This is a genomic window from Loktanella sp. F6476L, assembly GCF_023015725.1.
Lineage (GTDB): Bacteria > Pseudomonadota > Alphaproteobacteria > Rhodobacterales > Rhodobacteraceae > Yoonia.
Genome location: NZ_JALKAR010000001.1, coordinates 738,878 through 763,773, shown reverse-complemented (window position 1 = coordinate 763,773; position 24,896 = coordinate 738,878). Strand labels below are relative to the sequence as shown.

Here is a 24,896-nt window from a genome sequence, read left to right as displayed (position 1 = left end):
GGCGCCTTTTTTGTTGCTTGAGTGCTTATGTCACGAGCCGTTACTGCGCAGCGAAGATCACACCACCCATCGCTTCGCCATTGAATGCCGCTGCAAGCTGGCCTTCCGGATAAAATCCGCCGGACAACGCACCGCTTTCGCCAGCGTATGTCACGCTGCCCGTCAGTGTGGTTCCATTGGCAATCGCTGCGACACTGACGTCGCCGTCAACGCTGATCAATGTATTGTTGCCGAAGGTGTAAATCACTTCAAGCGGGCCAGTTGAGGTGCCGCTTGCGTTTGTCACGGCGTAATTGCCGGTAAATGTCGCGTTACTCTCGGGGGCCGTTGTTGCGGTTGTACCGGTGATACCTGCAAACCCCACGCCATTGCTGATCCCACCAATCGCAAGCATATCCGCGCTTTGCACTGCGTTCCCGCTGGTTTCATCGTCAGAAAACGCTGAGATTTCAGTATCCGTCAACGTCAATTCGGGGATGTCGATTGTCCCGGTGGTTTGCTCAATTGAAACGGCACCGTCAGCGTCTTGGTTTACCGCGCCCGGATCGACGTAGGTTGCCACATCGTCCGGTAAGTCAGTCGTGAAGTTGAACGGGTTTGACCCGTCGCCACAGGCGCTTAATGCCAAAGTGGTCAATAGAAGTGGGATAGGGAACCGGATCATCTTGCTGCCTCACGCTTGGATCATCCCTCTTTGCGAGGGCATCGTTTACACGTCAGCATCAAGATTTGGCTCATTGGCGCAACGCATGAGTGTGCTGCGCCAATGGATCGCGTTTAGTTTGTGCCGTAAAAGACACCACCGATGGCGTCGTTATTGAATGCGCCAGCAACAGCATCATCGCCGTAGAAGCCGCCTTCGAATTCAGCAGTTTCGCTACCGAATGTCACCGAACCGGTAACTTGACCGTTTGATGCAACATCGCCGTCAACAACAAGTGCTGCGCCAGCGGCGCTTTCCAGCGTGTTGCCGGACAAGTCATAGACCAAGCTAATCGGACCGGTGCGTCCTGCGCCCGACGTTTCGCTCACGGCAAACCGACCGTCAAATGTAGCGTCACCTGCTGGGGCGTCACCAAGAGTTCCAGTAATACCAGAGAACGCAGTGCCGCCTGCCCCGCCAGACACGCCGCCAATGGCAGTCACGTCGTCGGTGATAAAGCTGTTCGCGTTGTCTACGCCGCCGTTAAAGCCCGTTTGCCATGCAAGTTGGCCATTCGACGTGAAACGCGACGCAGGCAAATTGATCGTTTCGCCGCCTTGGACGATCGTAAACGACCCGTCTGCATTGGTTGTGACGACGCCAGCTTCAAATTCGACAGCGGGCACTGGAACCGGAACGGGCGTAACGGCACCACCGCCCCCCGATCCGCCACATGCGGCCAAAGTTGATGCTGCAGCGATTGCAAAAAGCGATGTAGATTTCATATATCCGTCTTCCTCGTTAACTCAGTTACATCAATCCTCAGCCGTCGCATCGGCGCGGCTCATTCCTGATACGTCCATGGCGAGCGTTGCGGCCATCAGGCCATCAAGGTCACCATCAAGAACACCTTGAGTATCGGATGTTTCAAACCGTGTCCGGAGATCTTTAACCATTTGATATGGCTGCAGAACATAAGATCGGATTTGGTTGCCCCATCCCGCATCACCAGCATTCTCGTGAACTTCATTAACTAACGCAGAACGTTTATCAAGTTCGATCTGGTACAATCGCGACTTGAGTGCCTTCATCGCGATGTCGCGGTTTTGGTGTTGGGATTTTTCAGATGACGTGACCACAATCCCTGTTGGGTGGTGGGTAATCCGGACTGCGGAATCGGTGGTGTTGACGTGCTGACCACCAGCACCGGAGGACCGGTAGGTATCTAGACGAATATCTGCCGGGTTCACTTCGATTTCGATGTTGTCGTCAACAACCGGATACACCTTCACAGATGTAAAAGACGTGTGCCGCTTGGCGGCACTATCAAACGGTGAAATGCGCACGAGCCGGTGCACGCCGCTTTCCGACTTCAACCAACCATAAGCGTTCTGACCGCTGATCTTGTAGGACGCGGATTTGATCCCCGCTTCTTCCCCCGGTGTCGTCGACTGCAATTCGACTTTGTACCCTTTGCGTTCGGCCCAACGGACATACATCCGCGCCAGCATCGACGCCCAGTCACAGGATTCGGTACCGCCTGCGCCAGAGTTGATTTCGAGGAACGTGTCGTTGCCGTCCGCTTCGCCGTCAAGCAAGGCTTCGAGTTCTTTCTTGGCCGCAAGTTCAGCCAGTTCGCCTAGCGATGTTTCGGCTTCCGCCACCACTTCCGCGTCGTCTTCCATTTCGCCGAGTTCGATCAGGTCGACCGTGTCGGTCAATTCCTGTTTAAGCTTTTCGTAGTTGTCGATCCCGTCCACAAGATTCTGACGATCGCGCATCAGCTTTTGGGCCGCTGTCGCATCATCCCACAGGTTCGGATCCTCAACGCGCGCGTTGAATTCTTCCAAGCGATGCGGCGCTGTTTCGTAATCGAGCCGCTGTGCGAGCAAAGCCAATGACTTTTCAATGGCCGCAATCGTGTTTTGTGTCTCAGCGCGCATGGATCGTTTCCGCAAATATAATGTGATTTCAAAAGGTGATAGCCCGCCGCATCGCGACGGGCAATCGTGCTAGTACAAACCGCCAGAGGAGAGTGACCCAAAGGACGCCTTTGGCCCCACAGTCGCAGTGCCACCAGTGGACGTGGTGACCTGACGAGCCGCGCGCGGCACTTCTTCAAACAGCGGCAGGTTGGCTGATACGCCAAAACCACCGTCAAATGTGATCCCGAAGACAGGTTCTTCGCCCGGACGGAAACATTCCGCGATCACGTTGTCGCCTGTCGCACCATCCGGCAAACGCGCACCAGAAAAGCGGTCGATCCGGATAAATTGGCAATCTTCAGGCGCACGGAACGCGCCGCCGCCGAAACGTTCAACCGCTTTGGTCATGAAGCGGTTAAAGACTGGACCACATGTCCCGCCACCGGACGCGCCGCGCATTGTGCGTGGCGTATCATATCCGATGTAGCACCCGGCCACGATGTTCGATGAGAAGCCCACGAACCAAACGTCTTTGGTGTCGTTCGTTGTACCTGTTTTACCAGCGATTGGCACAGACTGGTTCACCGTCCGCTTGGCTGTCCCGCGATCCACAACGCCCTGCATCATGGATGTCAGCTGGTACGCCGTGATTTCGTTCATCACGCGTTCGCGGTTGGACACGATACGTGGCGCTTCGCCTGCACCGAGTTCGTAGCCCGTGCAGTTGACGCAATTCCGCTGGTCATGACGATACACAGTCGCACCGTAACGGTCTTGCACACGGTCGACCAATGTTGGCTCCACACGTTCGCCGCCATTCGCAAACATCGCGTAGGCCGCGACCATCTTGAACACAGTGGTTTCATCCGACCCCAATGACGCCGCCAGAACGCGGTTCATATTGTCGTAAACGCCGAAACGTTCGGCATATTCCGCAATTGTCCCCATCCCGACCTCTTGCGCGAGACGAATGGTCATCAGATTCCGAGATTGTTCGATCCCCGTGCGCAAAGGCGTCGGGCCATAGAACTGATTGGAAGAGTTTTGCGGACGCCAGACACCTTGCGGCGTGTTAATCTCGATCGGGCTATCGACCACGATCGTCGCAGGCGAATAACCGGAGTCGAGGGCTGCTGCATAAACAAAAGGTTTGAAGGATGACCCCGGCTGACGACGGGCCTGCGTCGCGCGGTTAAAGACTGAGTTCTGATAGGAAAACCCGCCCTGCATCGCCAGCACGCGGCCTGTGTTCACGTCCATCGCCATAAACCCGCCCTGCACTTCTGGCACTTGGCGCAGCGTCCAACGGATAAATGCACCGTCGCTGTCTTGGGTCATGCGGCGCACGTGGACCACGTCACCGATTTCAAAATTGTCGAAGAAATTACCGCGCATCCACTGGATGTCTTCGCGGGGGACGACCTGTGGTTCGGCGGCGGTTTCAACGATGCCTTCAATACCTACGCGCAGTTGCTGGTCTTCGATCCCTAGCACAACGGCTGGAAACCATTCGTTTTCCAGTTCGATATCGCGGGCGACACGGACGTCGGACAATGCATCGCGCCACGATGCTTCATCGACCAAAGCCTCTGCCGGAATGGATTCACCTGTGCCGCGCCAGATTCCAAGACCGCGATCAAAGTCCTCAAGCGAAATCTGCAGCGATTCTGCGGCTACCTTTTGCAGTTCTTCGTCGATGGTCGCGCGGATCGACAGACCGCCGTTGAAGAATTCTTCTTCACCAAAGTTAGCAGACAGTTGGCGACGGATTTCATCTGTAAAGTAATCACGTGGCGGGCGTTCATCGAAGTGCGACGGGAAATCCCCGCCCTGCACGGTTAACAATGGGTCAGCCTTCGCGACTTCCCATTCTTCATCCGTGATGTAGCCGTTTTCGTGCATCTCGCGCAGAATAAACGCGCGGCGATCAAGCGCGGCTTCGCGGTTCCGCACTGGGTGGTAGCTGTACGGCGCTTTTGGGTGCACGGCGAGGAATGCGGCCTCTGCCGGGTTCAGTTCGGACAGCGATTTGTTGAAATAACTTTGCGCCGCCGCTGTCACACCAAAGGACCGGACACCAAGGTCGATTTCGTTCAGGTACAGTTCCAAAACGCCATCTTTACCAAGCGTTTCTTCCAGCCGAGGTGCCAGAATGATTTCTTTGATCTTCCGTGAAATCCCGTCCAGACCGCGCCGCGATCCGTCCAGAAGGAAGTTCTTGGCGACCTGCTGTGTAATCGTAGACGCACCACGCAGGTCTTCACCGCGTGATTGGACTGCATCCACGAACGCGGACGCCATACCGCGTGGATCGTAGCCCGGGTGTTCGTAGAAATTCTTATCTTCCGCAGAGATGAACGCCTGCTTTACGATGTCAGGAATTTCTTCGATCGGCGTGAACAAGCGCCGTTCGGTCGCGAATTCATCAATGATCTTACCTTCACCAGAATAGATTCGGCTGATTGTTTTAGGCGCGTATTGTGAAAGCACGTCATAAGACGGCAGGTCACGCCCGTAGGCATAGAACACGCCGCCCAGCCCCAGCGCACAGATCGCAAGACCAAACGTGAGGGTCGTGAAGATACCCCCGAAGAAAGATAATATAAACCGCAGCAAGCCCGTAATCCTTTTGGATTTGTTGGCCGCTGGTATACGCGCTGTTGCGGTGATGGTCAAAAGCCGATTACGGGGAAACCTGCTGGAATTCGCCTATTTTTGCGCCCCGATGATCACGTTTTACTGGCGAACCAGCGGCGCGCGCGCGGCCTCTTCGCGGGCCCAGGTCAGTACGCCTGAGACAATCCCTTCCACGACGGGCGCGCGGCCCGATGGCGTGGACAGCATCGCGCGGTCATTTGCGTTAGACAAAAACCCGACTTCGATCAAAACGGACGCAAAATCAGGTGCATTCAAAACGGCCAACCGCCCTTCGCGGCGCGGCCTTGAATTGAGACGGGCACCTGCGTCGCGCAGCGCTGCCACCGCCTGTTCTGCAAAGCGTTGGCTTTGCGGTTCGGTTTCGGCGCGCGCAAGGTCCATCAAAACGGTCGCGACCCTATCGTCTTGTTCTGACAAATCGACGCCCGCCAGCAAATCGCCCCGTTCGTGTCGTTCGGCCATTCGAGCGGCGGCGCGGTCCGACCCTTCAGCGTTGAGTGTGTAGATCGACGCACCACGGGCTTCGTCCACTTCCAACGCATCGGCGTGCAACGAAATAAACAGGTCCGCCTTCGCAGCGCGTGCAATAGTCATCCGCCCTTCCAATGGAACAAAGATGTCGGCTTCACGGGTCAAGATGGCCCGCACTTGGCCTGTTCTGTTCAACGCTTCTGCCACTTCGATGGCAAGTTTCAGCATCAGATTTGCTTCGACAACGCCGCCCTGAATTGCGCCGGGATCAACACCGCCGTGCCCCGGATCCAGCACCACTGTCAGTGGGCCGTCTTCTGGCGTTGGTGCTGGCAAACTGGGTTGTGCGGTGGCGATATCCCACGCCGCACTGACAGGTGCGCCAGAGGTCGCAGCAAATTCGACTTGGTCTGCATCACGCAAAACTAACGTGAGCTTGGCGGTGTTATCCAATTGATTTACAGTCATTTCTGCCGCTTTGAGCACAACCGGTTCTGATAGATCAACGACAAGCCGCGACCAACCCGCTTGAAAAGCGCCAAAGCGGATGTCGCTGGCAATGTCGGACTGATCAAGTTGGGTCTTATCTGTACCCGTCCAATCAATTTCGCGAAAATCAACAACCAGACGACGCGGTTCATCCAGCGTGAACACGCGGTAAGGTACAATCTGCGACAGTTGCAAATCCACAGCCATGCCTTGGCGCGTATCTGTGATCGCGCTGGCGGCATGATCTATGCGCGCCAAGCCACTAAAATCTTGCGCAAACGCAGATCCCGCCGTCATCAAGAACGCCGCCACGACGCGGATCATGCCGCACGCCCTTTCATAAAGGCGGACAACCTAGCGAGACCTTCGGTGATGTCTGTCGTGCCACGCGCATAAGAAAACCGTAGCCAGTGGTGCCCGCGTTTGGGGTCAAAATCGAGCCCCGGCGTGACGGCAACCCCAGCCTGATCCAAAATCTCGCCCGCAAAACCGAGCGCGTCATCAGTGTAATCCGACACATCGACGTAGACGTAAAACGCCCCGTCAGGTGGTGCGAATTTGGTGAACCCTGCAGCCGTCAGGCCATCAATCATCAGCTGTCGGTTTGCGGTGTAGACGTCGATATTCTGCGTAAGCTCTGCACCACAATCCATTGAATACAATGCTAAACGTTGGGCTGCGTGCGGTGCGCAGATAAACATATTTTGCGCCAGTCGTTCCACGATCCGCACGTGATCTTCAGGCACAATCATCCAGCCGACGCGCCAACCTGTCATCGAGAAATACTTGGAAAACGAATTGATCACGTAAGCGTCGTTGGTGACCTCTAGCGCAGAGACAGCGCGACGGTCGTAGCCAAGCCCGTGGTAAATCTCGTCTGATATCAACGCCGCCCCGTTTTCGGTGCAGGCTTTGGCCAAAGCCGCAAGTTCACCTTTGTCCAGCATCGTACCAGTCGGGTTCGCGGGGGATGCCACGATCAACCCAGCCAGATCGTGATCAACAACTGCAGATGGCTGTGGTTGGAACCGATCCGCAAGCGTCGTTTCAATATCAACAGGCGTTAGGCCAACAGCCTTTAGAATTTGCCTGTAGGATGGATAACACGGTGTGCCCAGCCCCACCCGTTCAGCGTTATCAAACAACGCACTAAAGGCCAAAAGGAAAGCACCCGACGCCCCAGACGTGATGACGACACGGTTCGGATCAAGATCAACGTCATACCAGTCGCGGTAGTGTTGGGCGATCCGTGCGCGCAATTCCGGCAGGCCCAGCCCCACGGTGTAACCAAGCGGGTCATCCAGATCGGCCGCCAGTCGCGCACGTGCTTCTGCGGGCGCACCCGTTCCAGGCTGGCCGACCTCCATGTGGATGATGTGACGCCCTGCAGCTTCGGCCTGACGTGCGGCCTCCATCACATCCATCACAATAAACGGATCGACCATACCACGGGTTGAATGACGCATCTGCTGCCCTTTATGATTTTGGCAGAGTTTTGCACGCAAGCGCCATGCGGCGTCAATGGCACTTGGCACGCAGTGCGCGATATGGTTTTCAGGTGACGACCCTGTATAGGAAAACAGATTATGCTTCGTTTCGCCCCTCTCGCCGTGATGGCAGCTCTTGCCACACCTGTTGTCGCACAAGACATGACACCAGAAGAACGCACAGCGTTCCGGGCCGAGGTGCGTGCATATCTACTGGAAAACCCTGAAGTGTTGATGGAAGCCATCGGCGTTCTCGAAGATCGTCAGGCGGCGGACGCACGGGCGAACGACGTGAACCTCGTGGCACAAAATGCCGACGCATTGTTCAGCAGCGATACATCTTTCGTCGGGGGCAATCCGGACGGCGATTTCACAGTCGTTGAGTTCCTTGATTATCGGTGCGGTTACTGCAAACGCGCCCACCCCGAGGTCGCGGCTTTGATCGATGGCGACACAAATATCCGCTATGTGATCAAGGAACTGCCGATCCTAGGGGAACAGTCCGTTTTGGCATCCCGTTACGCATTGGCCGTACAACAAGTCGTGGGCGATGACGCCTATTACGACATCCACAACACGCTGATGGAATACCAAGGGAATATCACGGACGCGAACCTTGCGCGGATTTCAGACGCGTTTGGATATGATCACGACGCATTGGCGGACATGATGAACGGCCCGGAAGTCAACGCAGTGATCGCAGAAAACCGTGCACTGGCAGACGCCTTGGCAATCACAGGCACGCCGTCCTTCGTGTTCGAAGACCAAATGTTGCGAGGTTACGTACCATTGGCGCAGATGGAACAGATCGTCGCCCAACTACGGTCCCGCGACGGATAATTCGGCCTTATCGATAAATCATCTGGCCGCTGCGACGGAACGCCCTAGGTGTAGCGTATAAAGAATATGCACAACCAGGAGATTGCCATGCAGCGCCTGTCCCAAAACCGCCGTCAGTTCCTAATTCACACAGCAGCAGCCAGCACGCTGACTGTCCTGCCGTTCGCAGCACATGCAGATGGGCACGGCGCGGACAGCTTTCCGACCGTCAACGGCTCGATCGAAATTACCCCTGTGGACCACGCATCATTCGTGATGAAGACGCCAACTGCGGTGATCTACGTCGACCCTGTGGGAGATGCGTCCAACTACGAAGGCTTCCCGACTGCCGATCTTGTACTGATCACGCATGAGCATGGCGATCACTTCAACCCCGATACACTCAATGGCATCGTTGCGGAAAACACAGCACTGGTCACCAACCCTGCCGTATTCGATATGTTGCCAGAAAACATGCAAGCCAAAGCGATGCAGATGGCAAACGGTGATGACACGACATTCGGTGATATCGCGATTGAAGCAATCCCTGCGTATAACACGACAGAAGAACGTTTGAACTTTCACCCTAAAGGCCGCGACAACGGCTACGTTCTGACCGTAGATGGATCCCGCGTCTATATTTCCGGTGACACCGAAGACATCCCGGAAATGCGCGCATTGGAAGACATCGACATCGCGTTTGTTTGCATGAACTTGCCATTCACGATGAGCGCAGAAGCCGCTGCTGTTGCCGTGAACGAATTCAAACCCGCGAACGTTTACCCGTACCACTATCGCGGTCGGGACAATGGCACACAGGACCCGATGGCATTTGCCGAAATGCTTGCTGATGGTATTTCCGCAAAAATGGGCGGCTGGTACGGCTAAACGCGGCAACTTGCGCAGGGGGCATTTTTCAGATGCCTCCGGCAGGGATACTTAGAGCCAAAAGAATAAGGCGGCAGAGATTACTCTGCCGCTTCTTTTTTGGCTGCAAGCGCGTCGAGTTCAGCGGCTTTCTTTTCGACCTGTTCGACAATGTGTTCGACCATACTGTCGTTGTCTTGTTTGTGGCTTTGCTTGCCCGCCAGATAGACCATGCCGTGACCCGCACCGCCGCCTGTGAAGCCCACGTCGGTCATCAGTGCCTCACCCGGTCCGTTCACAACACACCCGATAATGCTAAGCGACATGGGCGTTTTGATATGCTCAAGCCGTTGTTCAAGCGTTTCGACCGTTTTGATCACATCAAACCCTTGGCGGGCACATGACGGACACGAAATGATGTTCACGCCGCGGTGGCGCAGTCCCAATGATTTGAGTATCTCGAAGCCCATTTTGACTTCTTCTACGGGATCAGCGGACAGCGACACACGGATCGTGTCCCCGATCCCCATCCACAACAGGTTGCCCATGCCGATGGCGGATTTGACTGTACCACTGATCAAACCGCCGGCTTCGGTGATACCAAGGTGGATCGGTGCATCAGTGGCTTCGGCAAGCTGCTGGTAGGCAGCTGCCGCCATGAAAACGTCAGACGCCTTACAGCTGATTTTGAATTCGTGGAAATCGTTGTCTTGCAGAATCTTGATGTGATCGAGACCGGATTCAACCATCGCGTCAGGCGTCGGTTCACCGTATTTATCCAGCAAATGTTTTTCCAGCGATCCGGCGTTCACCCCGATCCGGATTGAGCAATTGTGGTCGCGGGCCGCTTTGATGACTTCCTTGACGCGTTTTTCGTCGCCGATATTGCCGGGATTGATACGCAGACAGGCAGCACCCGCTTCTGCCGCTTCAATACCGCGTTTGTAATGGAAATGGATATCCGCCACGAGAGGCACTGACACCTCTGGCACGATCAACTTTAGCGCCTTGCTGGACGCTTCGTCCGGCACGGACACACGTACAATGTCGGCCCCCGCTTCTGCCGCTGCATTGATCTGTTCGATCGTTGCCTTCACGTCTGTTGTCAGCGTGTTGGTCATCGTCTGGACAGAGATCGGCGCACCGCCCCCAACGGGCACATTGCCCACCATGATCTGACGGCTTTCACGCCGGTAAATGTTACGCCAAGGACGGATATGATTCAGCGACATTGGGGTATGGCCTTTGAATTACGCGATTGGCCTTAACCTATGCTTGCCGCCGCCTCACGGCAACGGGTAAGCCGCAGGTTATTGTGCCGCAGGGGCCACTTCGGCGACGCGGACGACTTCTGCCAAATCGCTGTCAGCTGCGATATCCGCGACAGAGTAGCTGGCTGTCAGATTATCAACCGACATTGCAAGGTTCGACGTCACCTGACCACGTGGACCAGCAGGCCCGTAATGAGTGCCGTTGATCGCGAAATAGATCGCACCAGATGCACCAACCCGCAAAGTCGCGGGGTTTTCGGTTTGTGGTACCGTGAAGGTGTCACCAGCCTGCATTGTGGCTTCGTAGATCGTTGTTCCGTCAGCCGCTTTCACGCGCACCCACGCAGGGCGCACGGCGACCATCTGCACCGCAGGCGCAGGCGTTTCAAGAACCTGCACACTGGACGGTTCAGGGAATGCGGCAGCTTCGGCAACGGCCTGTTCCAAAGTCGTTTCAGGCGCCAAGGCGCCAAATGATCCCGGGTTCAATGATGCGATAGGCCCGTCACGCGACACCAGTACTGGCACATCAAGAGCGGCAGGACGGTAAAGGCGATCCAGCGCTTCGACAGACGGGGCTTGAAAGGATGCAACATCTTCGACTTCTGGGGCGATATTCGCGCCGCCTGCCAGTGGATCAATGTCGGACACTACCGTCGGCGTCTGTTCAACGGGTGCAAACTGCACGCGCTGGACTTCTTGCAAGACGGTCCAGCCGCCATAACCGATGCCACCGATCAACGCGACAAGCACAAGCACGGAACCAATCGCGCCCGGTTCGATCCGGCTGAACATTGCGTCGCCTTCCGGCACAAAAGGTGTCGCGGATGACGAGAAAATATCGTTGCCTTTGGCTGGCGTCTTCTGAAGCGTAGATGGCTTCGCAGCGGATGCTTCGGCGGACATGCCGTGTGCCGTTGCAAAACCGCTTTCGCCACAAAACGTATCAAACGCCCAATCGGGGTCCATGTTCAAGTAACGCGCATAAGACCGTACATAGCCCGCAATAAAGCCCGGCGTATCAAACGCAGTCGGGTCTGCATTTTCGATCGCTGCGATGTAAGCTGCTTTAATTTTGAGTTCGCGCTGCACGTCCAACAGGCTTTTGCCCATGGTCGCACGTTCACCACGCATCAGGTCACCAAGACGCAAATCAAATGCATCAAATCCGGTCGATTCAGCTTCTTGCTGAACGCGATTGCGTCTGAATCCCTTGACGATCATAGTATACCGTAGCCCGCTTGTGTCCCCATGTACTGCCGAAACCTGTCCCGAATCCTAGCAGTAGCACCACTGTCCTACCACAACATGAAGATGTTTGCACATGCGGAAAGAGTCAAATTTGCGGCTTAGCCCGCCATTTCGGCACGATTCAGCGCACAGTGGCTCCACAGTGTATCCAATCCGGAAACAAGCGCATCCATTTCGCCAGGACCGTGTACAGGCGACGGTGTGAACCGCAAACGTTCGGTTCCGCGCGGTACAGTTGGGAAGTTGATCGGCTGCACATAAATTCCGTGATCAGACAACAAACGGTCTGACAAAACCTTGGTGTGAACGGGATCACCCACAATTAGCGGCACGATATGTGATCCGTGATCGATGATCGGCAGCCCCATACCTTTTAGACGGTACTTGAGAATCGCAGCTTGTGTTTGCTGCTGATCACGCAAGTCCTGATCCGTCTTCAGATGCGCCACAGAAGCGGCCGCACCAGCGGCAATCGCGGGTGGCAATGATGTTGTGAAGATAAAGCCAGGCGCATAGGACCGGATCGCATCGCACATACGAGCAGATGCCGCGATGTAGCCGCCCATAACGCCATAAGCCTTCGCCAATGTGCCGTTGATGATGTCGATGCGCCCCATCAGGCCGTCGCGTTCTGCAACCCCTGCCCCGCGTGGGCCGTACATGCCAACGGCGTGCACTTCGTCGATGTAAGTCAATGCACCAAATTCGTCGGCTAGATCGCAAATCTCTCCGATGAGGCCAAAATCGCCGTCCATCGAATAGATGGATTCGAACGCGATCAGCTTTGGCGCGTTGCTGTCATCTGCTTCGAGCAATTCGCGCAGGTGCGCCAGATCGTTGTGACGGAAGATCCGCTTGGCGCCGCCATTGCGGCGTACGCCTTCGATCATGGACGCGTGATTTAACGCGTCGGAATAAATGATCAACCCAGGGAACAGCTTTGGCAGTGTGGACAATGTTGCATCATTGGCGATGTAGGCCGATGTGAAAAGCAGCGCTTCTTCTTTAGCGTGTAGATCAGCCAGTTCGGCCTCAAGCTGTTTGTGATAAACAGTTGTTCCTGAAATGTTACGTGTCCCGCCAGAGCCCGCGCCTGTGGCTTCGATCGCTTCATGCATCGCAGCCATCACAACCGGATGCTGGCCCATGCCGAGATAGTCATTGCCGCACCAAACGGTGACAGGCGCAGTGGTCCCGTCTTCTTTGTTCCATACCGCGTGGGGGAACTGACCGCGTGTGCGTTCGATGTTGATAAACGTCCGGTAGCGTCCTTCGTCGTGAAGACGGGTGATCGCTGCATCAAGTTGTGCGTTATAATCCACCGGGTATTCCTTCGTCTTAACAGCGGCCCAAGTCACTGATGGCGCATCAGTCTAGAACCTTTCTAGGTCTCATATAGGGCACAAGACCGCGCATCAACATGCTTTGACGCGCTACAATTTGACGCCCCCTATTTGATCAAGATCACACAGGGCCGAATCCAAAGACATGATCTAGATCAATTCCTTGGCAGGCTTTCAAATAAATACCCCGACCCAGCAAGCGCGAGATCGGGGTATTGTATTGCTTATCGTGAAATCCGCCTTGGATTATTCAGCGCCTAGCCGGACGTCTTCCAGCGGATAGCCCAATGAATCCTGATCAGCGTAGGCTGCGTGACAATCATGGCAGAAGGATTGTTTGACGCCCATTGTTTTGCCGTTTGGCTGGACGCCTGAATAGATCCAGTTGCCGAATTCTTCGGCTTCTGTGCCAGGCTCGACCTTAGTCATGATCAAAAGCGGCCCCAGACGTGGTGTGCCGTCGTTGCGCAGCTTGTAGGATTCTTTGGCAATGACAGTCCCGACTGGCATTACGAAATCTTCGCCGTAGCCGTAGGTCACGTAGGTATCAAAGCCCGCTTCGTTCACGAATGTATTCAAGAAACGTTCACCATGAACGCCCGGCAGCGCAGGACCCGTCGCCGCGTTGCCCCATGTGCGGTAAACACCGCCAACTTCATGATCTTCGGCGCTATAGCCCGCTTCAAGGTCATCGGACACGCACGCGTACAGCGCTGCAACGTCTGCTTCGTCAAAATCGAAAACGTCCTTATCAAAGGTACACGCGTCCGCATGGCTGTCAGCCGCAGCACTGTGTGCGCCGCCAAAAAGTGCAACAACAGCCGCCGTCGCAATAATCATTCCCGATTTCATCAAATTCTCTCCCTTTAGGTATTCATCGCCCACCTCTGAGCGTCGTTCTGTCGCATACTAGCCATGCCACCCGTTTGTGCATAGCCAACACATTGTCACAAAACTGCGAGGATTGCGTGATACATTTAGCATCGGTTTATAAGCGATAGGTTAACCCGATCTGTTTGCATGACCTGAGATTTTGACGTCCTATGCAGGCAAACTCAGCCAGACACAGAAAGCGTTCACTCATGACCCTTGATCCCGTCCTTGCCCAGATTGATGCCGACCTTGATGCGGCCACTGCCCGTCTGTTGGACTTGCTGCGCATCCAATCGATCTCGACCGATCCGGCGTACAAAGACCAATGTGATGCCGCTGCCGACTGGCTGGTCGATGATCTAGCCAGCATCGGTTTTGATGCATCTAAACGCGCCACACCCGGCCATCCGATGGTGATGGGTCACACCGGCGACGATGGGGCACACGTCCTGTTTTACGGCCACTACGACGTGCAACCCGTTGATCCGATTGACCTATGGGACAACGACCCATTTGACCCACAAGTCGAAGATACCGCCAAGGGTAAGGTCATTCGTGGTCGTGGATCATCTGACGACAAAGGCCAGCTGATGACTTTTGTCGAAGCCTGTCGCGCTTGGAAAAAGGTCCACGGCACCCTGCCCGGCAAAATCTCGATCTTCTTTGAAGGCGAAGAAGAATCAGGGTCCCCGTCGTTGGTGCCTTTCATGAAGGACAACGCGGAAGAACTGACTGCCGATGTCGCACTCATCTGCGACACGGGCCTCTATGGCGACAGCACGCCTGCGATCATCACGCAGTTGCGCGGGCTGCTAGGCGAAGAGATCACGATCACGGGTCCCAGCCTTGATCTGCATTCCGGCATGTACGGTGGTTTAGCAATGAACCCTGCCCGCGTTTTGGCAAAAGTCATCGCAGCGCTGCACGACGAAAACGGCGCAGTCACTGTGCCTGACTTCTACGACGGTGTGCCTGAGCTGTCGAACGAACTGGCGGCAAGCTGGGATGATCTGAAATTCGACGAAAAGGAATTTCTAGGCGAAGTCGGACTGTCAGAACCCGCAGGCGAAAAAGGCCGTCGTCCTTTGGAAATGATTTGGTCGCGCCCCACTTGCGAAGTGAACGGGATGATTTCTGGCTACACCGGTGATGGTTTTAAAACTGTACTGCCGTCCAAAGCGAGCGCGAAGATCAGCTTCCGTCTTGTGGGTACGCAAGACCCACACAAAATCCGCGAGAATTTCCGCAAGATGGTACGGGACATGATCCCAGTCGATTGCGACGTGGAATTCCGCGGACACGGCGCGTCAGCAGCGGGCCAAATGTCCACCGAAAACCCTGCGTTCGCAAAAGCTGCAAATGCTTTGTCTGATGAATGGCCAAATGCAGCAGCCTATGTCGGTTGCGGCGGGTCGATCCCGATCGCCGGGCATTTTAAGACCGTCCTGGATATGGATGCGATGCTGATTGGTTTCGGCAAAGACGACGACGCCATCCATAGCCCCAACGAAAAGTATGACCTGTCCAGCTTCCACAAAGGTATCCGTAGCTGGGCGCGTATTCTGCATTCACTTTCAAAGGACTAAAGAATGAAACGCATCTTAGGATGGATCGCGGGGATCGCCATTTTGGCGGTCGCCGTTCTTGGTATCAGTTGGGTCAAATATGCCCCATCCCAAGACCTGCGCGGTGTATGGAAAACAGACGGCTACGGGTTGATGTTAGATGTTGGTGCACTGACCATCGATGTCTACGAGGTCAGCGATATCCATTGCACGAAAGACCAGACAATCCCCGCGCACATGTGGATCGTCGATTTCCTTGAAGGGGTCACTTTATTTCGCGATGACACACAGCTGGTGCTGGCCGCTGAAGGTACGCTTAACCCGATCACTGCCGATCCGGTTGCGGCCCTGCCCGACAGCTGCGATGCTCCCCTGCCCAACACGCCAACAGCGGTATTTGACGTGATGTGGGAGGTGATGAATACGCATTATTCCCATTTCGACACCCACGGCGTCAATTGGGACGCCCGCCGCACCTTGCGGCCTGAACCAGGCACCCAGATGGACGACGCCGCGCTGATGGCTGTCCTGCAAGAGGCCCTGACAGGTTTGGACGACGGCCATACGTTCATCGCGACCGGCGATAGCATCTGGTCGCCATCTGTCCGCCCAGACTGGCACGACGTCCGGCACGAGGTGCGGGATACCACGCTGGCTGCCGTGAGCGATCTGTCCGCACCAAGCGATACGGGCTTACGCGTCGGTTGGGCCACGCCAGACATCGGCTATGTCTACATCGAACACATGAACCCAGAAACGGGGCTTGGCCAATCGGCCGCGACGGTGGCTGCGGCATCATTCCAGCAAGTGCTCGACTACCTCGCGGACGCCAAAGGCATCATCCTTGACGTTCGGTATAACCCGGGTGGCTCAGATGACATTTCACTAGCCTACGCGGGGTTCTTCACCGACGAACCACTGCCGGTTTTAACCAAAACGACGCGAACCGAAACAGGCTATACAGCGCCACACACGGCCTTGTTAGAACCGCAAGAACCAACGTTCGATCAGCCCGTCGTGGTGCTAACAACACCTTACACCGGCTCTGCCGCCGAGATTTTCACGATGGCGATGCGCGATCTGCCAAATGTCACGGTGATGGGCGAACCGACCTCTGGCGGGTTGTCAGATATCATGAGTATCGAACTGCCCAACGGCTGGGAACTGGGCTTTTCCCACCAAGTCTATCTCGCGATGGATGGTGCCGGTTTTGAACGGGTTGGCGTGCCACCGGATGTCGACGTACCCGTCGACGTGTCTGCGGCCCAAGCCGGTGACGACACGATCCTGTCTGCGGCAATCGCGCGGCTAGATGGTCAATAAAGGACACGACAGCCTAAAGTACTGACAATTCAAGATTAACAGAAAAATTTTGAAGATTTATTAACGTCGCTCCCGATACTCGCCTGCGTGCGCACAGGTACGAAGGGAGCGACGACATGCTACAAGCAAATATGGCTGCGGGATACGCGGCCCAAGCGACACAACCCACCTCCATCACCAGCCAGCAGGCCGAAAAGCTGACAACGTTTTTGGCCGACTTCGATTCTTCCAAATTGACCGAATCTGATACCAAAAAGATCGTCACGCAGATCAAAGAAATTGGGATCAGGCCGGGGTCCGGATTGGAATCACTGCTGAGCGACAACGGGATTGATGCAAAAGACCTTGCCAACCAAGCTGGCATCAAGGGCGGCGACCGTCCACCGCCTCCACCGCCTGAAGGCGGCCAAGCTGGGTCACAATCCAAGGGATCTGTTGACGCAGGGATCGTCGCGTTGATCGCAGATGCGGTTGAAGCGTTTGCAGTGGCGGATGATGCCGAAACGGTGTGGTCGTTGCTACAACCAACCTTGGAAGAAGCGGGTTATGACACATCACAGCAGATGATCGACGTGTACCTATGATCTGACTAACACTTCATTCAATTGCACTGAACGACGTCGATCAAACATATGGTGGAAAGTGGCGCGGTTGACGGGGCTCGAACCCGCGACCCCCGGCGTGACAGGCCGGTACTCTAACCAGCTGAGCTACAACCGCGCGTGAGGGGTGGGATAGAAGGAAGTGTCACACCCGTCAACGCCAAATCGCGCGGTTTTTGTACTTTTTTGATCGAAGACTAAACTAAGTGCTAAGCCGAAAGGACTTCGGGCCAATTTGCATCCCCCGCAGCGATATATCCAGCCGTGTCACGTTCCCATTTACGACGGATGCGGCGCGAATAGTTCAGGTACAGCTTTCCGTCTACAATCGACCAAGCAGCAGGCGTCGTAGACGCCGTATAGCCCTGTGATACGGCGTAGGCGCAGTAGCCGCCGTATTGCGGGGCATAGGCGTATGGATCAGCCTCAAACGCGGCACGGTTTGCGGCGGTTGAAAACTGCCACGTAGCCCCCTGCCACATCACTTGATGATCAGGAGATCCAGCTACGGGTTCGCCGTCGGTAAAATACGCAACGGGGTCCGTGCCATCGATTGCGATACCATCTTCGGCATATATGGCTGGCGTCTGCGCAATGGCTTGAGTTGCGACCATGCTCACCATTGGTAGTGAAACGGACAGGGTCATGAATTGGCGGCGGGACAGTGACATCTGCGATTCCTTAATTGATCTGTTGGAATCGAACATAAGGATGCAAATCGCGCGCGTCTGCTACGTGACAGCGTTCTCATGCTGATGTGAAATCTTGTCATATTTCTGGGAAAGGAGAGAGGATGGCGCGGTTGACGGGGCTCGAACCCGCGACCCCCGGCGTGACAGGCCGGTACTCTAACCAGCTGAGCTACAACCGCGCATCTCTCAACATCTTGCGACGTTGTGGGGCTTCTATGCCGGGTGTTTCGGGGCGTCAAGAACGCACAGGCAAGAAGTGCAAAGAAAATGCATTTTCTTTTGAATGACCGTGGTTAACGGGTCCGTCCCGTACGCCTTTCGCGGACGATCAGGGCAAAATGGGCCTGATGAAATGTAAGCATACACCGAAATGTGTGGAAACTCATTCGCATCGGAAAATTTCAACAGATTGCGAACGTTATGCGCAATTTACCGATCACATCCTCCCCGTGCCGCAATTGGCGAAACGGGGTTCCCAGCAACCGCAATGTCCAAATCTCAATAGAAGTTTAATCAGCGCAGCGCGGGACCGATCACTTCAATACGGTTGGTCCAGATATATCCGTCAAACTGCACGGGCACCCGCGCGAGCGTTTCCAAGTCATCGACCCCACTGGAGAAACCTGACCCGTCGTAGGGTCCCCACAAGATCACCTCTGTCCTAACAGCATGCATGCGGCGTGTGAATTTATGCGGCCAGCCCCAAAGATAGGGCGCGTAATCCATCGGCACGGCGACCGTCATATCGGCGCAAACCGCAGGCGCCCTGCCCGTCCAACCGGTCAACGCGTATCTGAACAGGCAAGCCTTTAAGGTTTGCCGGCTAAACCCAGTCCAATCGGAGCTATTCATCGCACCACTGGTCGGCGGGCCGCCACCGTATACGCCCCAAATCGGTGCTTCTGTCTGGTGAAACCGATCAACCAACACGTCACCGGATTCGGGTCGGTTGCTTTTGAAATTAACGAGAAACCGACCGTCTGGGACCGTTTCGAAAACCTCTGTCAGTGTCGGCATCCGCCCCACTGCAGTCCCGCGCAAGGGATAGGTTTCACCATCGCTTGTATATCCATAGCCTAAGTCGAGACCACGCAGATACGCCATGTCCTGCTTATGCGTCACGCCTGTGCCGTCGGTTTGACAGTCCAACGTCCAATCGTGAAAAACCGCAAATTGGTCGTCGGTGGTCAAATGCACGTCAACCTCGACCACGTCGGCGCCTGCGTCAAACGATGCTTCGATCGACGCAATCGTGTTGGCAATGAAGGGATGCGCCATTGGCATGACAGGATTGGCGGTACAGGTATCGGCGTTACGATCATTGCCAGCGTAGATCTGATGAATGCCTCTGTGCGCAATCAGCTTTGGCTGCTGATCCGCAGGCAGGCTGACAAATGCATTCGTGTTGGCCAGCCAAAGGGCAGCACCCAGACAAACAATGACAGCAAAAAGCTGTTTTATACGTCGCATATGCGACGATTGCATGGGGCTAGCGGGATGTGAAGTGGTGGGTGATGAGAGGCTCGAACTCCCGACATCTTCCGTGTAAAGGAAGCGCTCTACCAACTGAGCTAATCACCCGTGAGGCGTCGTTTAGGCTATCGGTTCGGGTTACTCAAGCAGTTTTTGCACGCCGTCTTTCAAATGATAGACGCAGCCCTGCCCGCCATGAATCGTCGGCACCGAAACTGCACCTTCGCCCGCCACGATAGACCGCAGCATCCGGCTGGTGATTCCGTGCGTAATCAGGACGCTTGGGCCCTGCAGATCAGCAAGCAATCCGCGGCAACGGGTTTCAAGCCGTTCGAATCCCTCACCATTTGGTGCGATTTCATACTGCGCCATGAACGGGTCTTTCCCTTCAGGCATCGGCAAGTCGTCCCGCAGCAGACCCGACCAATCCCCGACGCCAATTTCGCGCAGGCGATCATCCGTGCGCACGTCGGTCGCGATTCTGCCAAGGGCGATCCCTGCGGTTTGGAACGCGCGGCCTTGCGGACTGCATAGAAATGCAAATCCGGTCAGATCAAGGGTCTGCAAAATTTCACCCTGTCGTGCGGCGTCCATTTCGCCCTTTCGCGTCAATGGGGAATTCAATTCACCCTGCATACGGTTTTCGGCGTTCCATTCGGTTTCACCATGTCGCAGGATATAAAGCTCTGGATGGGACATGGTGCGCCTCGCGGTTGATACAGAAAAGGCGCACCAACTTGGTACGCCTTTGGAAAATCTGGTGGGTGATGAGAGGCTCGAACTCCCGACATCTTCCGTGTAAAGGAAGCGCTCTACCAACTGAGCTAATCACCCGATAACGGTGGATTTAAAGCCGGATTCGTGTGGGCGCAACCCACAAAGTTCACTCTGACGTATTTGGTGTGCGCAATTTCAGCGTGATCGCCTTAGCGCCCTTGCCAACGTCCTTCGTCTTTACGATTTTCAGCTTGCCCAAAGGCGGCAGTTGCATGTCTTCGGCGTTGATCAGCTTGTCGGCCATGACTTCAAACAGGGCTTCGACGACCAGTTTCGCGTCGGACCGTTTGATGCCGCTTTTCTCGACGACAGCATCCAAAATCGGCCCCTTTTTAACAGGGCCATCATCACTGACGACAGCTTTGGGCGCGCTGGCTGGCGCGGATTTCGGTGTCGATACAGGCACCGCCTGCGGCACAGACACGACGACGGGCTTAGGCCCTGTGCTGACCGGAGCAAGCTTTGCCTTCGCGTTCGGTTTGCCAGGTTTCAATTTGACGGTGTTCGTGTCGGGGGTGTCATTATCAGCCATCGGGCCCTCTTTTTCTCTTTGACCTACCCTACCCCGTCGGATCAATGCCGCAACGGGGAAAAGCAAAAGGGCGCAACCAACGCTGCGCCCTTTTTCAAATTTGTGGCTTTGACAGCGCTTAATGTGCGATAGCACCCGCACCCGCACCACCAGCGGCGAGAGCTTTGGCCGCAGCGGCGGCTTCTTCAGCCTCTGCATCCCATTCAATCGCTTCTGGTTTACGGACCAACGCGTGTTCCAAAACTTCGGAAACGTGTTTGACGGCGATGATCTCGAGGCCCTCTTTCACGTTGTCCGGAATGTCCGGTAGATCTTTTGCGTTATCTTCGGGGATCAGAACCGTTTTGATCCCGCCGCGCAGCGCTGCCAGCAGTTTCTCTTTCAAACCGCCAATTGGCATCGCGTTACCACGCAACGATACCTCGCCTGTCATTGCAATATCGCGGCGCACCGGAATATCAGTCAGAACAGACACGATAGACGTGACCATGGCCAAGCCCGCAGATGGACCATCCTTTGGTGTCGCACCGTCGGGGACGTGCACATGGATGTCGATCTTGTCGAACTTTGGCGGCTTCACACCGATTTCGGGGCTGATGGAACGCACGTAGGATGACGCGGCATCGATGGATTCTTTCATCACATCGCCGAGCTTACCCGTTGTTTTCATGCGGCCTTTGCCCGGCAGGTTCAGCGCCTCAATCGACAGCAATTCACCGCCGACAGATGTCCACGCCAGACCGGTCACAACCCCAACCTGATCTTCGGTTTCAGCCAGACCATAACGGTGCTTTGGCACGCCAAGATAATCGTCCAGATTGTCGGCGTTGACCTCTACGGCCTCGACTTCCTTTTTGACGATCTTGGTCACCGCTTTCCGTGCGATCTTTGCGAGTTCCCGTTCGAGATTCCGCACACCTGCTTCGCGGGTGTAACGCCGGATCATTTCGGTCAAGGCTGCGTCATCAATTGCGAATTCCTTGTCCTTCAACCCGTGGTTTTTCAGAACCTTTGGCAGCAAATGCTGACGGGAAATTTCGCGCTTTTCGTCTTCGGTGTAGCCCGACAGCGAAATGATCTCCATCCGGTCCAAAAGCGGGCCCGGCATATTGTAGGAGTTCGCAGTCGTCAGGAACATCACGTTCGACAGATCATATTCCACCTCAAGGTAGTGATCGACGAATGTGCTGTTCTGTTCCGGATCGAGAACCTCAAGCATCGCAGACGCAGGGTCGCCACGGAAATCCTGACCCATCTTGTCGATTTCATCGAGCAAGATCAGCGGGTTCGTGGTTTTCGCCTTTTTTAGCGCCTGAATAATCTTACCCGGCATAGACCCGATGTAGGTCCGACGGTGGCCACGGATTTCAGATTCGTCACGCACACCACCAAGGGAAATGCGGATAAATTCGCGACCTGTCGCCTTCGCCACAGATTTACCGAGCGACGTTTTACCAACACCAGGAGGGCCGACAAGGCACATGATCGGGCCTTTCAGCTTCTTCGAACGCTGCTGCACGGCCAAATATTCAACGATCCGTTCTTTCACCTTTTCAAGGCCAAAGTGGTCAGCGTCGAGCACCTTTTGCGCCCCACCCAGATCCTTTTTCGTGCGGGATTTCACGCCCCACGGCACGCCCAGAATCCAGTCCATGTAGTTGCGCACAACCGTGGCTTCTGCGGACATCGGTGACATGTTCTTAAGCTTTTTCAGCTCTGCGTCGACCTTTTCGCGGGCTTCTTTGGACAGTTTGGTTTCCGCGATCTTTGTCTCGAGTTCTTCGACCTCGTTCTGGCCTTCTTCACCGTCACCAAGTTCCTTCTGAATGGCCTTCATCTGCTCATTCAAATAATATTCGCGCTGGGTCCGCTCCATCTGGGATTTGACGCGTGTCTTGATCTTTTTCTCGACCGACAACACGGACATTTCGCCCTGCATCAGGCCGTAGACTTTTTCAAGCCGTTCGGACACGGACAGCGTTTCCAGAAGCTCCTGCTTTTGGGCAACTTCGATGCCAAGATGGCCTGCCACGAGGTCTGCCAATTTCGCAGGTTCGGTTGTTTCACCCACAGCAGCCATGGCTTCTTCGGGAATGTTCTTCTTAACCTTCGCGTAACGTTCGAATTCGGTCGCGACAGAACGGATCAACGCCTCTGTCTCTTCTTCGTTGCCCGGCATTTCGGTCAGATATTCAGCTGATGCTTCGAAGAAATCAGGGTTATCCAAGAACCCAGTAATCCGCACACGTCCACGTCCTTCGACAAGCACCTTTACGGTACCATCGGGCAGCTTCAACAGTTGCAATACATTGGCCAGAACACCGGCCTTATAGATGCCGTCCTGCGCTGGATCGTCCTCACCGGGATCAATCTGGCTAGATAGCAGAATTTGCTTGTCGTCCTGCATCACTTCTTCAAGCGCGCGGACTGACTTTTCACGGCCCACGAACAGCGGCACGATCATGTGTGGGAACACAACAATGTCGCGCAACGGCAGTACGGGGTATGATGAACTCAACGGTTCTTGCATTTCTTTTTCCTTACTTTGCGGCAAACAGATCGGCCCCGCATCGCGGCTGCACGCCCTGTTTCCTGTCTGGTTCCTACATCTGGGGTCTTAGGGCCCCGTATTCAACCAGTGCTGCTTTCTCATTCCGTTGTATTTTGACCCTTTGCGCAGGAAGGAGCAAGCCATCGCGCAAACAAATCCTAGCCCGTCCAAATAAGCGAGGCACGCCCCGCAATCATGGGGTTAGAGTGTCCATTTCTTTGCGTACTACGCGGGTATTATGGATTGTTTCTTAAAATTGTCACTTTTGCGCCCAGAACCAAACATTTCAGCGTCTTACGCCAAAAAAGTTGTTCCCCGTTTGTAGGTTAGTCGGCCCAACTCTTTTCATAGGCTTCCTAAATTTATGCTTCATAACGTTATGCGTCAGCGCCGCCGTATTGCCTTTGCCGTGCTGTTTACCCAGCTTGCTTCGCTTTGGTTATGGCCCGGCGTTGTGATGGTCGGCGTTATGGCACTGTGTGTGATGGTGGTTGCGGTCATCGTCACCGTCGCTGCCAAAGATCTCCGTCAAAGCGTCGAATGTGGCGCTGTAGGGTTCTATGCCGCAGCGATGATGCCTCCGGTTTTGATGGTCCCGATGATCATCGCGGCAACCGTTTTGACCTATGCGATCTTTTACACGTCGTTTCTGGACCGTCTGCCTGTACGGATCGGCCTACGTAGTCAAAAACGCTTTCACGCCCCTTTCGACCGCCGCACGACATGGGCCAAAGTGGTTCCTGGCCAAGGCCATGCAGCTGCACATTGGACGGGTACAATGATGTCAGCGCGCGCTGATTCAGACGACGAAAACACACTATATCTGACTTTCGAAGGAGACCGAAACCAGATCGAACACGCCACACTGACATATCTCACGCTAAACCCGCACTTTAATGCGTCGTACCTGTTGGAACGCGACAGCCATATCGAGGGTGAAGAGATCATCATGTCCTACACATTCGCAAAAGCAGGTCCCGAAAGAACAACGATCCTTTCAGATATGCAGGTCAGCGGCTTGCCGATCCGCGTCGCATTGTTGCGGTATTTTGACGACGTGCTGGGCGACGAGTTGGACAGTTTCGCGCGCATGAGCGATTGTCACCGCGCTTGGCGTTTTCGCGATCCCAAGAAAGCGAATCTTACGGACGAACTCGCATCGACCGAGAATGTGCAGAGTATTCGTACGTTGGGTGAACCAGTTGAGGTGGTTGAAACCAGTGTAAAACCTGCGACTGAAAGGGCCAAGGCACACCGGACTAACGCCGCTTAACGGAACAGCGG

The 24,896-nt window shown here is 55.2% G+C and carries 21 protein-coding genes and 4 tRNA genes; 6 read left to right on the top strand and 19 right to left on the bottom strand.

Annotated features, from left to right (window positions below):
- Window positions 1–40: 40 nt before the first annotated feature.
- The 6 genes from MWU61_RS03875 to MWU61_RS03850 form a co-directional block, all read right to left on the bottom strand.
- The gene (locus MWU61_RS03875; protein WP_247126928.1) at window positions 41–664 is read right to left on the bottom strand and encodes a hypothetical protein; all 624 of its coding nucleotides are present in this window, start codon (window positions 662–664) and stop codon (window positions 41–43) included.
- A 113-nt stretch (window positions 665–777) separates the two neighbouring features.
- A complete protein-coding gene (locus tag MWU61_RS03870; protein WP_247126927.1) occupies window positions 778–1,428 on the bottom strand; it encodes a hypothetical protein in 651 nt (216 codons plus the stop codon).
- Between the two features lie 30 nt (window positions 1,429–1,458).
- A complete protein-coding gene (gene prfB, locus MWU61_RS03865; protein WP_247126926.1) occupies window positions 1,459–2,586 on the bottom strand; it encodes a peptide chain release factor 2 in 1,128 nt (375 codons plus the stop codon).
- Window positions 2,587–2,655: 69 nt separating this feature from the next.
- Window positions 2,656–5,184, bottom strand: a complete 2,529-nt coding sequence (locus MWU61_RS03860; RefSeq protein ID WP_247126925.1) for a PBP1A family penicillin-binding protein — start codon at window positions 5,182–5,184, stop codon at window positions 2,656–2,658.
- 120 nt (window positions 5,185–5,304) lie between these two features.
- The gene (locus tag MWU61_RS03855; protein ID WP_247126924.1) at window positions 5,305–6,510 is read right to left on the bottom strand and encodes an N-acetylmuramoyl-L-alanine amidase; all 1,206 of its coding nucleotides are present in this window, start codon (window positions 6,508–6,510) and stop codon (window positions 5,305–5,307) included.
- Window positions 6,507–7,652 (bottom strand): aminotransferase class I/II-fold pyridoxal phosphate-dependent enzyme, encoded by a 1,146-nt coding sequence (locus MWU61_RS03850; RefSeq protein ID WP_247126923.1) that lies wholly within the window; start codon window positions 7,650–7,652, stop codon window positions 6,507–6,509. Before MWU61_RS03850 ends, MWU61_RS03855 begins: the two co-directional genes overlap by 4 nt.
- Before the next feature lie 120 nt (window positions 7,653–7,772).
- Between MWU61_RS03850 and MWU61_RS03845 the strand changes: the two genes are divergently transcribed.
- Both MWU61_RS03845 and MWU61_RS03840 read left to right on the top strand, forming a co-directional pair.
- Window positions 7,773–8,513, top strand: coding sequence for a DsbA family protein (locus tag MWU61_RS03845; RefSeq protein WP_247126922.1), 741 nt, complete (start codon window positions 7,773–7,775; stop codon window positions 8,511–8,513).
- 96 nt (window positions 8,514–8,609) lie between these two features.
- Window positions 8,610–9,380, top strand: a complete 771-nt coding sequence (locus tag MWU61_RS03840) for an MBL fold metallo-hydrolase (RefSeq protein ID WP_247127211.1) — start codon at window positions 8,610–8,612, stop codon at window positions 9,378–9,380.
- Window positions 9,381–9,460: 80 nt separating this feature from the next.
- Here the strand turns inward: MWU61_RS03840 and ispG are convergent, their stop codons facing one another.
- From ispG to MWU61_RS03820, 4 genes are all read right to left on the bottom strand, one after another.
- Complete coding sequence (gene ispG, locus MWU61_RS03835; protein WP_247126921.1) at window positions 9,461–10,591, bottom strand: flavodoxin-dependent (E)-4-hydroxy-3-methylbut-2-enyl-diphosphate synthase; 1,131 nt, start codon at window positions 10,589–10,591, stop codon at window positions 9,461–9,463.
- A 78-nt stretch (window positions 10,592–10,669) separates the two neighbouring features.
- Entirely contained in the window at window positions 10,670–11,854 is a 1,185-nt protein-coding gene (locus tag MWU61_RS03830; RefSeq protein WP_247126920.1) for a RodZ domain-containing protein, read from the bottom strand.
- Between the two features lie 125 nt (window positions 11,855–11,979).
- Window positions 11,980–13,203, bottom strand: coding sequence for a 5-aminolevulinate synthase (gene hemA / locus MWU61_RS03825; RefSeq protein ID WP_247126919.1), 1,224 nt, complete (start codon window positions 13,201–13,203; stop codon window positions 11,980–11,982).
- A 267-nt stretch (window positions 13,204–13,470) separates the two neighbouring features.
- The gene (locus MWU61_RS03820) at window positions 13,471–14,076 is read right to left on the bottom strand and encodes a recombinase (RefSeq protein ID WP_247126918.1); all 606 of its coding nucleotides are present in this window, start codon (window positions 14,074–14,076) and stop codon (window positions 13,471–13,473) included.
- 230 nt (window positions 14,077–14,306) lie between these two features.
- Here MWU61_RS03820 and MWU61_RS03815 point away from each other — a divergent pair, with 230 nt between their 5' ends.
- The 3 genes from MWU61_RS03815 to MWU61_RS03805 all read left to right on the top strand — a co-directional run bounded on the left by MWU61_RS03815 (window position 14,307) and on the right by MWU61_RS03805 (window position 17,569).
- Entirely contained in the window at window positions 14,307–15,683 is a 1,377-nt protein-coding gene (locus MWU61_RS03815; protein WP_247126917.1) for a M20/M25/M40 family metallo-hydrolase, read from the top strand.
- Window positions 15,684–15,686: 3 nt separating this feature from the next.
- Window positions 15,687–16,985: a S41 family peptidase gene (locus MWU61_RS03810; protein ID WP_247126916.1), complete on the top strand. Its 1,299-nt coding sequence runs from the start codon at window positions 15,687–15,689 to the stop codon at window positions 16,983–16,985.
- Between the two features lie 116 nt (window positions 16,986–17,101).
- The gene (locus tag MWU61_RS03805) at window positions 17,102–17,569 is read left to right on the top strand and encodes a hypothetical protein (protein WP_247126915.1); all 468 of its coding nucleotides are present in this window, start codon (window positions 17,102–17,104) and stop codon (window positions 17,567–17,569) included.
- A 59-nt stretch (window positions 17,570–17,628) separates the two neighbouring features.
- On the opposite strand, the gene MWU61_RS03800 is transcribed toward MWU61_RS03805, so the two are convergent.
- The 9 genes from MWU61_RS03800 to lon form a co-directional block, all read right to left on the bottom strand.
- A tRNA-Asp gene (locus tag MWU61_RS03800) sits at window positions 17,629–17,705 on the bottom strand.
- A 91-nt stretch (window positions 17,706–17,796) separates the two neighbouring features.
- Window positions 17,797–18,258: a YHS domain-containing (seleno)protein gene (locus MWU61_RS03795; protein WP_247126914.1), complete on the bottom strand. Its 462-nt coding sequence runs from the start codon at window positions 18,256–18,258 to the stop codon at window positions 17,797–17,799.
- A 123-nt stretch (window positions 18,259–18,381) separates the two neighbouring features.
- Window positions 18,382–18,458: transfer RNA gene (locus MWU61_RS03790), tRNA-Asp, on the bottom strand.
- A 334-nt stretch (window positions 18,459–18,792) separates the two neighbouring features.
- Window positions 18,793–19,749, bottom strand: coding sequence for a glycerophosphodiester phosphodiesterase family protein (locus tag MWU61_RS03785; RefSeq protein WP_247126913.1), 957 nt, complete (start codon window positions 19,747–19,749; stop codon window positions 18,793–18,795).
- Window positions 19,750–19,784: 35 nt separating this feature from the next.
- Window positions 19,785–19,860 (bottom strand) — tRNA-Val (locus MWU61_RS03780).
- A 30-nt stretch (window positions 19,861–19,890) separates the two neighbouring features.
- On the bottom strand, window positions 19,891–20,451 hold the full coding sequence (locus MWU61_RS03775) for a histidine phosphatase family protein (protein WP_247126912.1): 561 nt from the start codon (window positions 20,449–20,451) through the stop codon (window positions 19,891–19,893).
- Between the two features lie 59 nt (window positions 20,452–20,510).
- A tRNA-Val gene (locus MWU61_RS03770) sits at window positions 20,511–20,586 on the bottom strand.
- A 49-nt stretch (window positions 20,587–20,635) separates the two neighbouring features.
- The gene (locus MWU61_RS03765) at window positions 20,636–21,061 is read right to left on the bottom strand and encodes an HU family DNA-binding protein (RefSeq protein WP_247126911.1); all 426 of its coding nucleotides are present in this window, start codon (window positions 21,059–21,061) and stop codon (window positions 20,636–20,638) included.
- Between the two features lie 118 nt (window positions 21,062–21,179).
- Window positions 21,180–23,591, bottom strand: a complete 2,412-nt coding sequence (gene lon / locus MWU61_RS03760) for an endopeptidase La (protein ID WP_247126910.1) — start codon at window positions 23,589–23,591, stop codon at window positions 21,180–21,182.
- Between the two features lie 385 nt (window positions 23,592–23,976).
- On the opposite strand from lon, the gene MWU61_RS03755 reads away from it, so the two are divergent.
- A complete protein-coding gene (locus MWU61_RS03755; protein ID WP_247126909.1) occupies window positions 23,977–24,885 on the top strand; it encodes a hypothetical protein in 909 nt (302 codons plus the stop codon).
- Window positions 24,886–24,896 lie beyond the last annotated feature (11 nt).

What these genes read in the sequence shown, in the direction of transcription:
- MWU61_RS03855 (WP_247126924.1), bottom strand. Translation starts at nt 6,510, where the DNA reads ATGATCCGCGTCGTGGCGGCGTTCTTGATGACGGCGGGATCTGCGTTT.
- MWU61_RS03805 (WP_247126915.1), top strand. Translation starts at nt 17,102, where the DNA reads ATGCTACAAGCAAATATGGCTGCGGGATACGCGGCCCAAGCGACACAA.
- MWU61_RS03810 (WP_247126916.1), top strand. Translation starts at nt 15,687, where the DNA reads ATGAAACGCATCTTAGGATGGATCGCGGGGATCGCCATTTTGGCGGTC.
- lon (WP_247126910.1), bottom strand. Translation starts at nt 23,591, where the DNA reads ATGCAAGAACCGTTGAGTTCATCATACCCCGTACTGCCGTTGCGCGAC.
- MWU61_RS03785 (WP_247126913.1), bottom strand. Translation starts at nt 19,749, where the DNA reads ATGCGACGTATAAAACAGCTTTTTGCTGTCATTGTTTGTCTGGGTGCT.
- ispG (WP_247126921.1), bottom strand. Translation starts at nt 10,591, where the DNA reads ATGTCGCTGAATCATATCCGTCCTTGGCGTAACATTTACCGGCGTGAA.
- MWU61_RS03830 (WP_247126920.1), bottom strand. Translation starts at nt 11,854, where the DNA reads ATGATCGTCAAGGGATTCAGACGCAATCGCGTTCAGCAAGAAGCTGAA.
- MWU61_RS03755 (WP_247126909.1), top strand. Translation starts at nt 23,977, where the DNA reads ATGCTTCATAACGTTATGCGTCAGCGCCGCCGTATTGCCTTTGCCGTG.
- MWU61_RS03815 (WP_247126917.1), top strand. Translation starts at nt 14,307, where the DNA reads ATGACCCTTGATCCCGTCCTTGCCCAGATTGATGCCGACCTTGATGCG.
- MWU61_RS03795 (WP_247126914.1), bottom strand. Translation starts at nt 18,258, where the DNA reads ATGTCACTGTCCCGCCGCCAATTCATGACCCTGTCCGTTTCACTACCA.
- MWU61_RS03765 (WP_247126911.1), bottom strand. Translation starts at nt 21,061, where the DNA reads ATGGCTGATAATGACACCCCCGACACGAACACCGTCAAATTGAAACCT.
- MWU61_RS03875 (WP_247126928.1), bottom strand. Translation starts at nt 664, where the DNA reads ATGATCCGGTTCCCTATCCCACTTCTATTGACCACTTTGGCATTAAGC.
- MWU61_RS03845 (WP_247126922.1), top strand. Translation starts at nt 7,773, where the DNA reads ATGCTTCGTTTCGCCCCTCTCGCCGTGATGGCAGCTCTTGCCACACCT.
- prfB (WP_247126926.1), bottom strand. Translation starts at nt 2,586, where the DNA reads ATGCGCGCTGAGACACAAAACACGATTGCGGCCATTGAAAAGTCATTG.
- MWU61_RS03775 (WP_247126912.1), bottom strand. Translation starts at nt 20,451, where the DNA reads ATGTCCCATCCAGAGCTTTATATCCTGCGACATGGTGAAACCGAATGG.
- MWU61_RS03850 (WP_247126923.1), bottom strand. Translation starts at nt 7,652, where the DNA reads ATGCGTCATTCAACCCGTGGTATGGTCGATCCGTTTATTGTGATGGAT.
- MWU61_RS03820 (WP_247126918.1), bottom strand. Translation starts at nt 14,076, where the DNA reads ATGAAATCGGGAATGATTATTGCGACGGCGGCTGTTGTTGCACTTTTT.
- MWU61_RS03870 (WP_247126927.1), bottom strand. Translation starts at nt 1,428, where the DNA reads ATGAAATCTACATCGCTTTTTGCAATCGCTGCAGCATCAACTTTGGCC.